Source organism: Amycolatopsis samaneae (genome assembly GCF_039541975.1).
Taxonomy (GTDB): Bacteria; Actinomycetota; Actinomycetes; order Mycobacteriales; family Pseudonocardiaceae; genus Amycolatopsis; species Amycolatopsis samaneae.
In genome coordinates this window covers 113,662-128,193 of the sequence record NZ_BAABHG010000003.1, presented here as the reverse complement: position 1 = coordinate 128,193, position 14,532 = coordinate 113,662, and the positions used below count along the sequence as shown (strand labels likewise).

General features: G+C 71.5%; 12 protein-coding genes. 5 read left to right on the top strand and 7 right to left on the bottom strand.

Translation table 11 applies throughout. From position 1 onward, the window contains the following. Positions 1–65 precede the first annotated feature (65 nt). The 4 genes from ABD987_RS07685 to ABD987_RS07670 are packed head-to-tail and all read left to right on the top strand — an operon-like array spanning position 66 to position 6,250. Positions 66–2,354, top strand: coding sequence for a septum formation family protein (locus tag ABD987_RS07685; RefSeq protein WP_345388568.1), 2,289 nt, complete (start codon positions 66–68; stop codon positions 2,352–2,354). Next, on the top strand, positions 2,351–2,884 hold the full coding sequence (locus tag ABD987_RS07680) for a hypothetical protein (protein WP_345388567.1): 534 nt from the start codon (positions 2,351–2,353) through the stop codon (positions 2,882–2,884). The genes ABD987_RS07685 and ABD987_RS07680 overlap by 4 nt, the downstream gene beginning before the upstream one ends. Next, complete coding sequence (locus ABD987_RS07675; RefSeq protein WP_345388565.1) at positions 2,877–5,357, top strand: Hsp70 family protein; 2,481 nt, start codon at positions 2,877–2,879, stop codon at positions 5,355–5,357. Before ABD987_RS07680 ends, ABD987_RS07675 begins: the two co-directional genes overlap by 8 nt. Then, a complete protein-coding gene (locus tag ABD987_RS07670; protein ID WP_345388563.1) occupies positions 5,354–6,250 on the top strand; it encodes a tetratricopeptide repeat protein in 897 nt (298 codons plus the stop codon). Before ABD987_RS07675 ends, ABD987_RS07670 begins: the two co-directional genes overlap by 4 nt. Before the next feature lie 15 nt (positions 6,251–6,265). Here the strand turns inward: ABD987_RS07670 and ABD987_RS07665 are convergent, their stop codons facing one another. Next, positions 6,266–7,036 (bottom strand): BPL-N domain-containing protein, encoded by a 771-nt coding sequence (locus tag ABD987_RS07665; protein ID WP_345388561.1) that lies wholly within the window; start codon positions 7,034–7,036, stop codon positions 6,266–6,268. A gap of 221 nt (positions 7,037–7,257) precedes the next feature. Between ABD987_RS07665 and ABD987_RS07660 the strand changes: the two genes are divergently transcribed. Next, positions 7,258–7,797 carry a DUF1707 SHOCT-like domain-containing protein gene (locus tag ABD987_RS07660; RefSeq protein ID WP_345388559.1) on the top strand — a complete coding sequence of 180 codons (540 nt, stop codon included), beginning with the start codon at positions 7,258–7,260 and terminating at the stop codon, positions 7,795–7,797. Between the two features lie 6 nt (positions 7,798–7,803). Here the strand turns inward: ABD987_RS07660 and ABD987_RS07655 are convergent, their stop codons facing one another. The 6 genes from ABD987_RS07655 to ABD987_RS07630 all read right to left on the bottom strand — a co-directional run bounded on the left by ABD987_RS07655 (position 7,804) and on the right by ABD987_RS07630 (position 14,528). After that, positions 7,804–8,925, bottom strand: a complete 1,122-nt coding sequence (locus tag ABD987_RS07655; RefSeq protein ID WP_345388557.1) for an acyltransferase family protein — start codon at positions 8,923–8,925, stop codon at positions 7,804–7,806. A 159-nt stretch (positions 8,926–9,084) separates the two neighbouring features. Continuing rightward, entirely contained in the window at positions 9,085–9,690 is a 606-nt protein-coding gene (locus ABD987_RS07650; protein ID WP_345388555.1) for a class F sortase, read from the bottom strand. A 4-nt stretch (positions 9,691–9,694) separates the two neighbouring features. Then, the gene (locus ABD987_RS07645; RefSeq protein WP_345388553.1) at positions 9,695–10,417 is read right to left on the bottom strand and encodes a hypothetical protein; all 723 of its coding nucleotides are present in this window, start codon (positions 10,415–10,417) and stop codon (positions 9,695–9,697) included. A gap of 502 nt (positions 10,418–10,919) precedes the next feature. Continuing rightward, complete coding sequence (locus ABD987_RS07640) at positions 10,920–12,692, bottom strand: dipeptide ABC transporter ATP-binding protein (protein ID WP_345388551.1); 1,773 nt, start codon at positions 12,690–12,692, stop codon at positions 10,920–10,922. A 1-nt stretch (position 12,693) separates the two neighbouring features. Further along, positions 12,694–13,539, bottom strand: coding sequence for an ABC transporter permease (locus ABD987_RS07635; protein ID WP_345388549.1), 846 nt, complete (start codon positions 13,537–13,539; stop codon positions 12,694–12,696). Positions 13,540–13,550: 11 nt separating this feature from the next. After that, complete coding sequence (locus ABD987_RS07630) at positions 13,551–14,528, bottom strand: ABC transporter permease (protein ID WP_345388547.1); 978 nt, start codon at positions 14,526–14,528, stop codon at positions 13,551–13,553. Positions 14,529–14,532 lie beyond the last annotated feature (4 nt).

Sequence of the window (14,532 nt, the reverse complement as noted above, 5' to 3'; positions counted from 1 at the left end):
CGCGAATCCGGCTGTAGAAATCCGGCCTTCGCCACACGGTGGCGTTCCGACCGGCTGGAGTGGATGTGTCCGAACAGCTGCCCCCTCGGCATCGCACGGCGAGCGAGCGGACGGCCGCCGCGCTGCGGGCGATCGCCGGACCGCGGCTGTACCGGCACAACGCCTTCCGCGTGACCGGGCTGCCCACGGACGCGGACCGGAAGGCCGTGCGGCAGCGCCGTCGGCAGGTGCTCGCCGCGCTGGAGGCCGGGGCCGACGTCGATCTCGGGCACCCGCTCCCGGTCGGGCTGGAGGAGGCACGCGCCGCGTTCGACCTGCTGCTCGACAGTCCGCACCGCAGGCTCGTGGACGAGCTGTTCTGGCTGTGGGGCGAATCAAGCACCGGTTGCGGGTGTGTCGGCACGCTGCACCGGGACCACGACGCGGCGGTGCTGGCCCACAGCGCCGCGCTCGATCGGGAAACCGCGGGTGGTGATCTCACCGACGAAGAACTCGACGAGGTCGAAAAGCTGTGGTCCACGGCGGGCCAGCGGTGGGGCCGCGTGCTGCGCCGCGCCGCCTTCTGGAACCACGTCCTCGACCGGATCGCGGCACTCGGCGAACGACAGCTCGACGAGTCCGTGCTCGACGCGCTGCGGGAAGGGGTGCCGCTCACGTTGCTCCGGCCGCTGATCGACCTCGCCGCCGGATCCACCGACGAACAGGGGTGGCTCGCCGATCAGGCACGGGCCTGGCCCGGTGTGCGGGCACGGGTCATCGACGAGCAGCTGGAGGAAGCGGTCGCGGACCGGTTCGACGCGGCCCGCGCGGCGATGACGACGGCGGGTGAGCTGCTGCACGGCGGTGAGCCCGAGAGTGCCGCTTCGCTGGTCTACCACCAGGTTCTGCCCTGCCTCGCCCAGCTCGACGCGGTGGTCCCGCACCGCAGGCACCGCCGCACCGCGACCACGCGGAACGACACCGCGCTGCTGCTCAACAACTGCGCCACCGCGCTGATCGACCGGGACGGGCCCGTCGCCGCCACGAACGCGCGCCGGTGGCTCGGCACGGCACGGGAGCTGACCTCCGACGCGGAGGCACTGGCCACCATCGACGCGAACACCGGCACGCTGGAGGAGATCGTGCGCGGCTTCGCCGCGATCGAGGCGAAGATCGCGGAGCTGACCGCGGCGCGCCGATCCGATCTCGCCAGGGAGATGCTGCTCGACATCAAGCGGCACCTGCGCGGCGGCCCGGGGACAGCGGAGATCGACCGGTTGCTCGCCGGGCTCGGCGGACAAAAGCGGTGGACGGCGGGAAGCGCCGATCGGGATCGGCGGCGAGCGCTCGCCGGACTCGGCGTCGATCCGGACGAGGCCGGGGATGCGTACCCGGGAGCGCCGGGTCCTCGCTACCCGAGGCCCGCCGAACGCTCCCGGGCCGTCCGGGGCGGCGGGGGCGAAATGCCGGATCTGAGCGCCAGAACCGGATTCTGGTGGTTGTTGTGGTACGCGCCGGAACTCATCGCCGCCGGGCTGATCGTCGCGGTGTCGGTCGTCGTCGGCTTGGTGTGGCCCAAGCCCGAAGCGACCGCGGCGTTCTTCGCGGAAACGATCGCGGGCAACGCCGTCGCGGGTACCTGCATCGCGTCGAAGGACGGGTGGAACGGCGACAAGTCGCGAGTTCCGGTGGCCGCCTGCGACGCCGAGCACTGGGGTGAGGTGCTCGGCTACGTGAAACTGGGCGCGGTGCCCTCGCCCTATCCCGGACCGGACCAGACCCCGGCGCTGGCCCGGTTCGAGTGCGGGTTCCTGCTCGCCCAGCAGGGCCTGCCCGCCGGTCGGTACGCGACGGATTTCGCCTATCCCGGCCAGGAATCCTGGAACTCGGGTGGGCACAAGGGCGAGAACTACGCGACCTGCGTGCTGCACCGGATCGACGACGGAGCACTGCCCGCGCGGCAACTGCTGAACACCGGCCCGAAGTCGTCCGAAATCGCGGTGCCGATGGATCTCTACGGCCCGGCCGTGTCCGGCAACGCGCCCGCCGGGACCTGTATCGAGTCCAAAGTGGACGATCCAACCCCGCCCCGGAACGTGCCGATCGTGCGCTGCGACCGTCCACATTGGGCTGAGATCCTCGGCTATCCCGTGCTGTACCAACCGGGTTCGACCTGGCCGGGGGACAACGCCGTCTACGCGGCCGCCTCGGAGGCGTGCCGGAAGGTGGCCGCCGAGAGGTCGCTTCCTGCCGAGTACCGCTTCGACGTCCGATGGCCCGCGAAGGCCTGGTGGGACAACCCGAAAGCGACCCTCTACGCCGGCTGCACGGCCAGGCGGACCGATGACCGGACCTTCACCGGAGGAGCCAGATGAGCGGGCTGATCTCGCGGGTGCGCGCGGAACTCCGGCAGCGGCGGCATCATCGCGCGTTCCGGATCGCGCCGCCGGAAACCGGATTCGAGCAGGTGCTCGACGAGATGACCCGGCTGCTCACCACGCCGCCCGAGGCCGCCGAAGCACCGCCGGTGCCCGACGACGGGGCACTGGCCGAGGCGGCGACGAACCTCTGGCGCGCGCGGCGGAAGCTCGCCCAGGACGAGGGTTCCTCCCGCTACGTCCGGCAGACCGACCGCTATCTGCGCCTCTGCCAGGAGGCGCTGGCCGAGGCGGCGCTGGTCGTGCAGGACCACGACGGGGATCCCTACCACCCCGGCCGGACACTCGAAGTCGTCCTCTTCGAAGACGACCCGGCCACCGACACCGAACGGGTGCTGCGGACCGTCCGCCCGTCGGTCTACTTCCGGGACCGGCACATCCAGATCGGCCAGGTCGTGGTCGGCTGCCCGCCCGCCGGGGCGGGGGCCCGGCCCGGCACCCACCGCGAAGGAGACGCCCATGCGTGAAACCATCGACTTCGGGATCGACCTCGGCACGACCAACAGTGCCATCGCGGTCGCCGCCGACCACGGCGCCGTCTCGATCGTGAAGAGTGTCGGCGACGAGCGGGAGATCACCCCGTCCGCGGTCTGGATACCCAAGCGGGATCAGGTTTTCGTGGGTGTCAGGGCACGCGAACGCGTCGAGCGGGATCCGGCGAACGCGGCCGCGGAGTTCAAACAGGACATGGGGCTCGCCGACGCGGGCAGGCCGTTCGAGCGGGCCGGGGTGACGCTGACCCCGCAGCAGCTGTCGGCCGAGGTCCTCAAGTCGTTGCGCGGGAACGTCGTGGCCCGCCTCGGCGAGTCGCCCGGCTGCGCGGTGATCACGGTGCCCGCCGCGTTCACCCTCGACCAGCGCAGGGCGACCACCGACGCGGCGGAACTGGCGGGATTCGACCTGGAGTGCCCGCTGGTACAGGAGCCGACGGCGGCCGCGTTCGCCTACGGCCTCGACAACAGCACCGAGGACGCCCACTGGATGGTGTTCGACTTCGGCGGCGGCACCTTCGACGCGGCCGTGGTCAGCAAGCGCGACGGCGAACTGCGGGTGCTCAACCACGCGGGCGATCTGCATCTCGGCGGGAAGCAGATCGACTGGGCGCTCGCCGAGCGGGTACTGGCGCCCGCCGCGGCCGACGCGCTCGGATTCGCCGGGTTCCGCCGGGACAACCCGAAGTGGCGCGCCAACTTCGCGACGCTCAAGGGCCTGGCCGAGCAGGCGAAGATCCAGCTCTCGGTCCAGTACGAGACCGTGATCATGGACGAGCTGCTCGACGAACACGGGAGCTCCGAAACCTTCGAGTACACCCTGCGTCGCGACCGGCTCGACGCGATCGCCGAGCCGTACTACGCGCGTGCGGTCGACCTGTGCCGGGACGCGCTCGCCGAGGCGATGCTCGACGCGGGCGACATCGACCGGCTGCTCCTGGTCGGCGGCGCCACCCTCGCGCCGGGCCTGCGTGAGCGGCTCGCGGATCCGCGGCACGGCCTCGGCATCGAGCTCGACATCGGCCTCGACCCCACCACCGTCGTCGCGCGCGGCGCGGCGATCTTCGCGAGCACGATCCGGCGCCCGCGTACCGGCGCGCCCGCGCCCGCCCCCGGGGAGTTCGCGGTGTCCCTCGTCTACGACCCGCGGGTGAGCACGCGCACGACCAGCGTCGCGGGCACCCTGCACAGTTCGTCCACTGTGGACTGGTCGGGATACGCGGTCACGCTCGCCAACCCGGGCGGGGTGCCGTCGTTCCGTTCGGCCCGCACCCCGGTGAACCGGACGGGCGCGTTCGTCACCGAGGTCGACGTCGACCCGCACCGGACCTCCCGGTTCACCATCGAGCTGACCGACGGCACCGGCGCCCGCTGCGCGCTCACCCCGGACAGCCTGTCGATCACGCACGGGGAAACCGAGTTCGGCGGCGTCACCCTCGAGCACTCGCTGGGCATCCAGCTGCACGACCGCCTGTTCGCCCCGGTGCTGGCCAAGGGCACACCGCTGCCGAAGGCCAGGACGGAGCGGTTCGTCACCGCCGAGGCGCTGCGCCGCGCGGACACCGAGGCGATGATCCGCATCCCGGTGGTGCAGGGCGAACGCCGCCGGGGAGATCGCAACCGGGAGGTGGGGATGTTGCAGATCCGGCCCCGCGATCTCCGGATCGATCTCCCGCAGGGCAGCGACATCGAGGTCACCTTTGAGATGAACGCGTCGAGCCTCGTCACGGTCAGCGCCGAGGTCCCGCTGCTCGACGCCCTGTTCGAAGCGCGCATCGACATGTCCGGCCTCCGGACGCAGGCACCGGAGGTGCTGGAGGTGATGCTGATCGACACGCAGCGGCGGCGGGACTCGCTGCGTGGTGAGTCGGCGAAGTCCCCCGACGCCGGGCGCCGGATGGCGGAGCTGGAGCGGAAGGATCCCTTCGCGGTCGCGCGCGAGCAGGTCAGAGTGTCCAAAGTGGACCCCAGTGCGGCCAAGGACGCCGAGGACCGGCTGCGCGACATCCAGGCGGAGCTGGACGAGGTCGAGGACGCGGTCCGGCTGACCGAGCTGGTGCAGGAGCTGCAAGATCTGCTCAACGAGGCCGCGCAGCTGGTCGGGCAGGCCGGCTCCCCCGCCGACCGCCAGGAGCTCGACGCGCTGAACGGCCGCGCGCGGGACGCGATCCGGTCCCAGGACGCGGCGGCGGTGCGGACGCAGATCGACCGGGGCACCGCGTTCGTGATCGAGCTGGAGCGGCGTACCCCCGACTGGCCGGTCAAGGTGTTCTACAGCCTGGTCGCCAGGGTCGGCACGGCGCCGGGGGCGGGCCCGCTGGTCGACGCGGGCAAGCGGGCCATCGGCGCCGGCGACCAGCGGGCGCTGACCGAGGTGAACCGGCAGCTGTTCGGCCTGATCCCGCCGGAGAAACGGGACGGGACCATCGGGGTGGTGCAGAAGCGATGAACACCGTGCGCCACCAGGGATCGGACGCGGATCCGCGGGTGTACCGGGCCTGGCTGGCCGCCTGGGCGGGCGACCTCGACCGGGCGGAAACCCTGCTGCGCGGGCTCGACGACGTCGCCGGACTCGATCTGCGGGCCAGGGTGCACGCGCAGCGCGGTGAGCCGGCCGAGGCGGATCGATGCTGGGCCAGGGTGCAGGAACTGGTGCCGGACGATCCGGACGCCGCCGCCGGCCGCCGGACCCTCGCCCGGATCCGCGCGAAGCGCCGCCCGGCCCGGCCGATCCTCACCGCGGGCCGGACCGTGGTCGTCGCGTCCGTGCTCGTCTGCGCGGCGCTGGCCGCCGGAGCGGGCCTGCTCGCGTCCGGCGGGCCCGTCTCACCGGCGGAACCGGTGCGGCCGCCGGAACAACCTTCACGGGCGCAGATCCTGCAGGATCGCCTCGACGCGCTCGACGCCGCCAACGCGACCGCGGCCGCCCGTCGCGCGCGGGACCTCGACGCGATCGCCGCCGGGCTGGCGATGCCGGGCGTGCTCGTGCGGCGGCGCGCCGGGGACGTCCAAGTCCTCTTCGCCTCCGGGCTGTTTCCCGCGGAGACCGTGATCAGCGGGCCGGGTGCCGCGCTTCTCGACGGGCTCGGCCGCCGGCTGGCGGCGTTGCGGGTCAGGACCACCGTGATCGGGCACGTGGTCGCCGTGCCCGGCGGCCCGGCGACCGGGGGCGCGGGCATCGCGCTGGCCCGTGCCCAGGTGGCCGCCGAACACCTCGCGGCGGGCGGCGGTCTGCCGCTGACGGCGTTCGCCCTCGTCAGCGCGGACCAGCGGGAGGGGCCCTTCCCCGACGCGCCGCGCAACCGCACGGTCACGCTGTCGCTCGGTCCGGCGGAATCCTGACCGGACCCGGCGGACTCACCGCCGTCCGACGGTGGCCTCGATCAGTTCGTAGGCCAGGTCGGTGCGGACGCCGTCGGGATTGCTCAGCCCCTTCTCCGCGTACCAGGAGGCGTCGGCCTCCGGGTGCGGGCCGCTGACCCCGACCCGGCCCCTGCCGTACGGGGCGACGACGACGGCGGCCGTTCCGTTGGGGTAGGTCGCCAGCACGGTGGCGTCGGCACCCTTGTCGAGGACGAAGGCCGGTCCGTCCTGGAAGTACATGTGCCGCCGCCTGCCCTGCCAGTCCACCGGCACCACGGTGTCGCGGGCGTCGGGAACCGTGGCGCCCTCGGTGCCGGTGTACCCGCGGGTGTCGCCGGGCAGCAGGTCGAAGCCCGGATCGCGCCCGGCGAGATAGGCGCCGAAGCACAGGCCGAGATAGCTGCCGCCGTCGCGGACCCAGGCGCGGACCACCTCGGCGGAGGCGCTCAGCCGCCGCCAGGTTCCGTCGAGGTCGGCGCCACCGCCGGGCTGGACGTACAGCCGCGCCTCGGCCAGCACCTCGGCGGTGAGCGGGGTCCCGGTGCCGGGGCCCACGTACTGGACCCGAAAGGGCTGCGGCGCCTTCCGCAGCAGGGTGGCGATCGCCGGCGCGCAGTCGGCGCAGCCCTGCGGGCCGTTGTAGACCAGCGCGAGGGGTGGCGGCGTGCTCCGTTCCTCGGCGGCCGACCGGGCGCAGCCGGTGAGCAGCAGGGCCGCGGCCGGGAGGACACCGAACAGCAACCGCCGCCGGTCCACATCGGACATGCTTCTTCCCTCCGTCTGCCGGTCCGGAAACGGACCCGCGGTCGAGCCGAAAGCCACCGAGGCGACCTCGACAAAGGCCGGAACGTCCCGGCATGACCGCCTTGTGACGGTTCCAGCTGTACCCGGTGCCGGGCGGGCCCGCCTTTCCCAGAACCGGAAACGGACCTTTCGGCCAGTGCGGTTTGCTCGATCGCATCGCGAGACGTCGCTAAAGTGGGCACATGGGGGAAGGACAAGAACTCGTACGCGCTTCCGAAACCGATCGCGAACGGGCACTCGACCGGCTCACCCACGCGGTCGGCGAGGGAACGCTCCGGCTCGACGAGGTCGGCGGCCGGTTCGACCGGGTGCTCGCCGCCGGTACCCGGGGCGAACTCGCCGAGGTGCTGGCCGACCTGCCCGCCGCGCCGTCGCGATCGGAACCGCCGGCGCTGGTCCTGCACACCACCAACGGCCACGTCCGGCAGACGGGCCCCTGGGTGGTGCCCCGGGAAATCGTCGCGCGCTGCGGTGTCGGCCGGATCCGGATCGACCTCACGGAGGCGACCTGCCCGTATTCCGAGGTCGTCCTCCGCGCGAAGCTCGACACCGTCGGCTGCATCACGGTGGTCGTCCCGCACGGCTGGGCGGTGCGGGTCGAACAGGTCGAGGCCACCCGGGGCCGGGTGATCAACAGGATCACCGCCCCCGCCCGTGACGACGCGCCGCTGCTGCGCGTGCTCGCCGACGTCGGCAGCGGCCGCCTCAAGCTCAAGCACTGACGCCGGTCAGTGCTGCCCGGCCAGGCCCCGCTGTCTTTCCCGGTCCGCGGCGGGAGCGACCGGTGTCGGCGTGGTCAGGAACTGGCGCAGCCGCAGCGTCGGTTTTTCGAGGTAGTTCCAGGACAGCTGCCCGACGAGGTAGGCGGTCGGCACCGCGAGCAGGATCAGCAGCCAGACCTGCCGCACCCCGGCGAGGATGAACAGCTGCTGGATCGGGAAGCCCCAGATGTAGGTGCCGTAGCTGCCGTAGACGTACTTCCCGGTGCTCTCCAGCCGTTTCGGCCAGTTCATCGCCCAGGTGATCGCCCCGTAGGCCGCGCTGATCGCCAGCGCGTAGCGGCTCGCCGGCGTCTGGCTCAGCGCGAGGTAACCGGCGAACAGGATGACCGCGTACAGCGGCCGGAACGGGACCCGGTGCCGGTAGGCGCGAAGCACCATCCCGATGACGAACGGGACAAGGAAGGACACCGTCGAGCCGATCGGCACGACCAGCAGCGAGCCACCCGCGCCGTGGTACTCGAAGGTCGCGCGCAGGACGCTGTCGGCGCCGACCATGCCGCCGAGGACCAGGAACAGGAACCAGCGCGGCACGCCGATCAGGATGATCAGGCCGACGACCAGGACCAGCCCGTAGCCCAGCATCTCCATGGGCAGCGTCCAGATCGCGCCGTTCACCGAGAAGGGATACGGGTTTTCGGTGAACACCCCGGGCAACTGGTGCTGCAGGTAGAACAGCACGGTGGTGCCGACCAGGTAGCGCCAGGTCTGGATGTGGGTCCAGTAGTCGTGCGCCGACCACGTCGTCACCAGCGGGCCGAGCACGAACACGGTCACCAGCAGCACGAAGATCAGCGGCGGCATGATCCGCAGCAGCCGGCGGGTGGTGAAGCGCCACCACGACGGGTCGCGGGCCCAGCTGTCCTGGATCTGGTAGCCGCTCATCGCGAAGAACCCCATCAGCGCGATGTAGCCGGGCGACATGTGCCAGGACGCGGGGAAGATCGTCAGCCGCTGCGGATGCAGCAGCGGCATGCTGTGATCGACGATGACGATGATCGCGCCGATCATTCTCAGCCACGCGAAGCCGACGTTGGGGTGGGCGTGGATCTTCCGCTTCGCCGTGGGCACGGTGGCCGATGCTAGCCCAACCGACCTCCTCGCCTGGGCCGAATGGCTGAGAATGCCCTCGGTACCGCACAACTCACTGCGCGTGACCGGGCCCGATCATCGGCCCGGATCGGCGACAGGTCGCGGATCCGGGCCGATGACCGTCCACTATGGACTACGTCAGGCCGCCTTGGCGTAGACGATGATGTTGTCGCGGTAGCTGTGCTCGGCCTTGTCGAACGAGCCACCGCAGGTGATCAGCCGCAGTTCGGGGCCAGGAGTGTCGCCGTACACGGCGTCCGAGGGCAGCTGGTCCTTGTCGATCTGCTGCGTGCGGGTCACGGTGAACGTCGTCTGGCTCCCGTCGCCGTTGCCCACGACCACCTGGTCACCCGCGGCGACCTCCCGCAGCCGGAAGAAGATGCCCGGCTGCTGACGGCCGTCGACGTGGCCGACGATGAGGGCCGGTCCGCGGTTGCCCGGTACCGGGCTTTCGCGGTACCAGGCGGCCTGCATCGGCTTGTCCACCGGCGGGACGTCGAGCGTGCCGTCGGCCTTCAGGCCGATCTGGACCAGCGAGGACTCCGCGCCGATCTTGGGAATGCGCACCGTGGCCGGCGGAGCGGTCTTCTCCGCCGGTGCTCCGGCCGCGGCGGCTGGCTGCGCCGCCGACGGCTGGGGAGCGGGCGCGGGCGCGGTGCCGCAGCCGGTGACCCCGAACAGCGCCGACACGAACAACGTGGCGACGGCGACCGTCCGGCGGCCACCTCGGAGGTGGATACCCATCCGATCAGCGCTGCGCGGTCGCGCCGCCACCGGTCTCGACCCGGCCCTTCGGCCGGACCTTGACCTGGGGCTTGGCCGAGGCGCCCTTGCCGGCACCGGCCTGCGCCCTGGCCTGCTCGGCCGCGCCCGCCGAGGAACCGCCGCCCGGAGCCGGGGCGGTGGTCGGCTTCTCGTTCTTGGGGCCGTCCAGCACCTCGAAGGAGTAGGTGAGCGTCTCGGTACCGCAGCGCGCGGTCACCGTGTGCTTGCCGAGCGACGCGCTGTCCTTGACGCTCGCCGACGCCGCGTAGGAGGCCGAGTGCGGAATGAGCTTGAGGTTGTCGGGGATCAGCTTCAGCCCCTCCAGATCGAGGGCGTCCGAGCTGAGCCCGGTGGGCGCGCCCTCACGGTCGTCGCACCGGATGTACACGAAGTACGGCTTGAGACCGAGGAAGGTGATGCCCTTCTTGGCGGTCGTCGTGTCGACCGTGGGATTGGTGTAGTCCACCAGGCTGATCAGGCTCGGGACGTGGTCGCCCGGCTTCGGCGTGGTGGGCGGTACGTCGGTGGTGGGCGGCGTGGCCGTGGTGGTGGGCGCGGCCGTGGTGGTCGGGGCCCCGGTGGGCGAGGCGGAGTTCGTGGCCACTGCCGGGGTCTGCGTGCCGGTCGTGGTCTGCGCGAGTGCGGCCGGAGCGGCGAGCACGGTCAGCGCGGTCAGGGCCAGCGTCGGCCCCACGAGCTTCTTCACGGAAGTGTTCTCCCAGTTCACTGTCAGTGCCCCGCAAAGGCGGAGCACACCCCTCGAAGTCGTCCATGACGACATTCCATGTGCTGTGCTGCTTCGTTACCAATCCGACGGCAGCCACGGCGGAAACGGGTCCCGGCGAGCACGTCGGCCGCGGACCGTATCCGCCTACTTTCGGTCGGCTTGGTAACCAGAATCATTAACCGACGAGAATGTCGATGATCCTGCGAAAAATTCACGGCCATCCCCGTGTGGCCGGTGATCCGAATCATCGAACCGTATCCACACTCCTCACCGCAAGTGTGTTTGCCTGGCGGCGCCGCGTGGGGTCGATCACGCCGAAAACCGGTAACAATCCCGCCCGGCCAACGATTATGCACGGAAGCTCGCCTAACGACCGTTACCCGTTTCAGTGGGCTTGCCGCCATTCGGCCCAGCCACGCGCGTTCCCGGCTGTCCACACACGACAGCGTTGTCCCGCATAGCATCCCCGGTCCGCACTGGTTCATACCACCGGTTCGGGCGCGCCGGGCACCTCGAGCGTGGCCGCCAGGAGGCTTCGCGTGTAGGAATGCGCGGGCCTGGAGAGGACGTCGTCGGCCGCACCCGACTCGACGACCCGGCCCCGGCTCAGCACGACGACGGTGTCCGCGATGCTGCGCACCACCGCGAGGTCGTGGGTGACGAAGAGCATCGACAGGCCGTCGGCCAGGAGCGAACGCAACAGTTCCACCAGGGACGCCTGCACCGAGACGTCCAATGCGGACGTCGCCTCGTCGCAGATGAGGAGTTTCGGCTCGCACACCAGGGCGCGGGCGATCGCGACACGTTGACGCTGCCCGCCGGAGAGTTCGGCGGGATGGCGACCGGCGAGCCGGGACGGTATCCCCACGCGCTCCAGTGCTTCCCGCGCCCGCTTCGCGCCTTCGCGCGCGCCCACCCCGAAATAGTGCCGCAGCGGCACGATCAGGCTGCTCTCCACACTGCGGTGGGGATTGAGCGAACCGTAGGGATTCTGGAAAACGTACTGCACCTGGCGGCGGATTTCGTTGTCGCGTCTGGCCGCCGCGGCGGGAACCGGCCTGCCCTCGAAGGCCAGGGTCCCGTCCTGTTCCTCGTGCAGTCCCACCAGACATCGCGACATCGTGGTCTTGCCGCTGCCCGATTCGCCGACGACGGCCAGGCACTCTCCCCGCGCGAGACCGAAGGACACGTCGAAAAGGATTTGCCTGCCGCCGTGGGCCGCGTTCAGCCCGGCGACCGAAAACACGTCCGGTTCGCCGCTCGCGGCGGGTTTCGCGGTCAAGCGCGGCGGAATCCGTGGTGTCCCCACGACCTCGTCCGCGCGCAGGCAGCGCGTCAGCGTCCCGGACGGCCCCGGCACGAGCTCGGGCCGCGTCCGCTCGCAGGCGGTCACGACGTGTTCGCACCGCGGCGCGAACCCGCATCCTCGCCCGCTTTCGCCGACGCCGGGCGCGCGGCCCGGGATCGGGACGAGGGCGTGCCGGTGGGTCGCGGACGGGACGGCGGCCAGCAGGGCGCGGGTGTAGGGGTGGGCGGCGCGGGTGAGCACGTCCCGGTCGGTGCCGCGCTCGACCACCTCGCCGCCGTACATGACGGTGACGTGGTCGGCGACGTCGGCCACGACGGCGAGGTCGTGGGAGACGTAGATCGCCGCCATGTCGTGGGCCCGGCAGAGCCCGCGCACCAGTTCGAGCACGCGGGCCTGGGTGGAGACGTCGAGCCCGGTCGTCGGCTCGTCGAGCACGATCAGCCGCGGCCCGGCCGCGATCGCCGTCGCGATGGCGAGACGTTGCTGCTGGCCGCCGGAGAGCTGCCGGGGACGACGCCTGAGGAACGCGCCGTCGTCCGGCAGTCCGACGGCTTCGAGCAGCGGCCGGACCCGCGACAGCGCTTCGCGCCGGGGCAGCCGGAGCCCCTCGGTCAGCTGCGTCGCGAGGCTCAGGCTCGGGTTCAGCGCGGTGGCCGGGTCCTGCGGGACGTAGGCGACCCTGCTCCCCCGTTCGCGGCGCAGTCGCCCTTCCGGCAGGGAAAGGAGGTCGACACCGTCGACGACCACTCGCCCGGCGGTGATCGTCGCGCCCTTCCGCGCGAACCCCAGCAGGGCGAGCGCGAGCGTGCTCTTGCCGGACCCCGATTCGCCGACCACGCCCATGACCTCGCCCCGGCCGAGGGTGAAGCCGACGTCCTTGACGATGTCGCTCCCCGTGGCCTCGACCGTCACGGTGACGCCCGAGACCTCCACTTCCGCCGCCACGTCAGCCCTTTCCTTCCGTGCGGCCGACCGTCCTTGCCACGGACTCGGCCACGAGGTTGCCGCCGAGCGCCAGCAGGAGGATCAGCACGATCGGCGCCAGCACCGGCAGCGGCGCGATCGGCAGGCCGTCCTGGTTCTCGCCGACCATCAGGCCCCAGTCCGCGGCGGGCGGCGCGATGCCGAATCCCAGATAACTCAGCGAGGCGATCGCCCCGATCGCCCAGACGAGCCGCATCCCGGTCTCCACCATCAGCGGCGAGGTCACCCCGGGGAGGACTTCACGCAGGAGCAGATGTCGCGTCGGCAGCCCGTTCGCCTTCGCCCAGAGCACGTACTCGCTGCCGAGCACCGGCAGGGCCGCGCCACGCATCACGCGGGAGACACCGGGCACGAACGCCACGCCGACGAGCACCGCGGTCAGCAGCGTGCTCCGGCCGAGCATGGACACGAACAGCAGCACGAAGACGATCTCCGGGAAGCTCAGGAGGATGTCCATGGCACGCATGAGAAACGTGTCGACGGCGCCGCCACGGTACGCGGCGGTGAAGCCGACGAGACAGCCGAGAAACACCCCGAGCCCCGCGGCGAGGATCGCCATCCAGGTGAGGTCGAGGCCGCCCCGGAGCAGGCGGCTCAGCACGTCCCGGCCGAGCAGGTCCGTCCCCAGCGGGAACCGCGCGCCCGGCTCCTCGAACGGCCGCCCGACGATGACGTCGGGGGCGTGGCGGGCGAACAGCGGGCCGAACACGATGACGAGCGCGACCACCGCGAGGAGGACGAGGCCGAGCCGGGCCCGCCCGGTGCGGATCGCCCCGCCCAGCACCGAAAGCCCGCTTTCCGTTGGCACCACTCGCTTCTTCACCGGGACCCGCCCATGACCGCGAAGATGTCCGCGAGGACGTTGAAGAGGTAGTACGCCGTCGCGAGGATGAGGACGCAGGCCTGCATGACGGGCAGGTCATGGGCGTTCACGGCGCCGACCAGCCCCGTGCCGAGGCCCGGGTAGGAGTACACGTACTCGACCACGACGACACCGGTGATCGTGACCGCGGCGACCAGGCCGGCCGCCGGCAGGCTCGCCGCGACCGCGTTGGGCAGCGCGTGCCGGAACAGCACGCGCCGGTCGCCGAGTCCCTTCAGGAGCGCCATTTCGACGTACTCGCTGTTCATCGCGTCGATGAAGGAGGCGCGCACCAGGCGGCCGAGGTACAGGACACCCATCAGCGTCAGCGTGGTGACCGGCAGGACCAGTTCCGCCGGATGCCACCAGGGCAGGTCGCCCGGCGGGATGTTCGAGACGCCGGGGAGCACGCCGAGCGCCGACGTGGCGAAGAACGCGATGAGCAGCATTCCCACGACGAAGGTGGGAAGCGCGGTGAAAAGCGAAGACACCGCGACGAAAACCCGGTCCGGCACGCTGTCGCGATGGCAGGCGGTGAAGACACCGATGAGCACGGAAAGCGGCAGGATCAGCACCATCGAGATGAGGCCCAGTGCGAACGAATTCAGCATTCTCGGCCCGATGACGCCGGCCACGGGCTCGCCGTTCTGCAGCGAGTTCCCCAGTTCTCCGGTGCACACGCCGGAAAGCCAGTGCCAGTACTGGACCACCACCGGCCGGTCGAGCCCGAGCCGCTGCCGCAGGCCCGCCACCTGCTCGGCGGTCGCGTCCTTGCCCAGGATGATCCGCGCGACGTCGCCGGGCAGCGCCTGCGTCACGAGAAAGAGCAGTACCGACACCAGGAACAGGACGAGCACCCCGGCCAGGATCCGGCGGACCAGCCAGGGAATCCCCGGTGTTGCGCGCCGGGAAACGGATGTCGCGAACCGGGACATGGCG

Coding starts and splice junctions, on each gene's coding strand:
- ABD987_RS07670 (WP_345388563.1), top strand. CDS start 5,354: ATGAACACCGTGCGCCACCAGGGATCGGACGCGGATCCGCGGGTGTAC.
- ABD987_RS07630 (WP_345388547.1), bottom strand. CDS start 14,528: ATGTCCCGGTTCGCGACATCCGTTTCCCGGCGCGCAACACCGGGGATT.
- ABD987_RS07665 (WP_345388561.1), bottom strand. CDS start 7,036: ATGTCCGATGTGGACCGGCGGCGGTTGCTGTTCGGTGTCCTCCCGGCC.
- ABD987_RS07650 (WP_345388555.1), bottom strand. CDS start 9,690: ATGGGTATCCACCTCCGAGGTGGCCGCCGGACGGTCGCCGTCGCCACG.
- ABD987_RS07680 (WP_345388567.1), top strand. CDS start 2,351: ATGAGCGGGCTGATCTCGCGGGTGCGCGCGGAACTCCGGCAGCGGCGG.
- ABD987_RS07660 (WP_345388559.1), top strand. CDS start 7,258: ATGGGGGAAGGACAAGAACTCGTACGCGCTTCCGAAACCGATCGCGAA.
- ABD987_RS07675 (WP_345388565.1), top strand. CDS start 2,877: ATGCGTGAAACCATCGACTTCGGGATCGACCTCGGCACGACCAACAGT.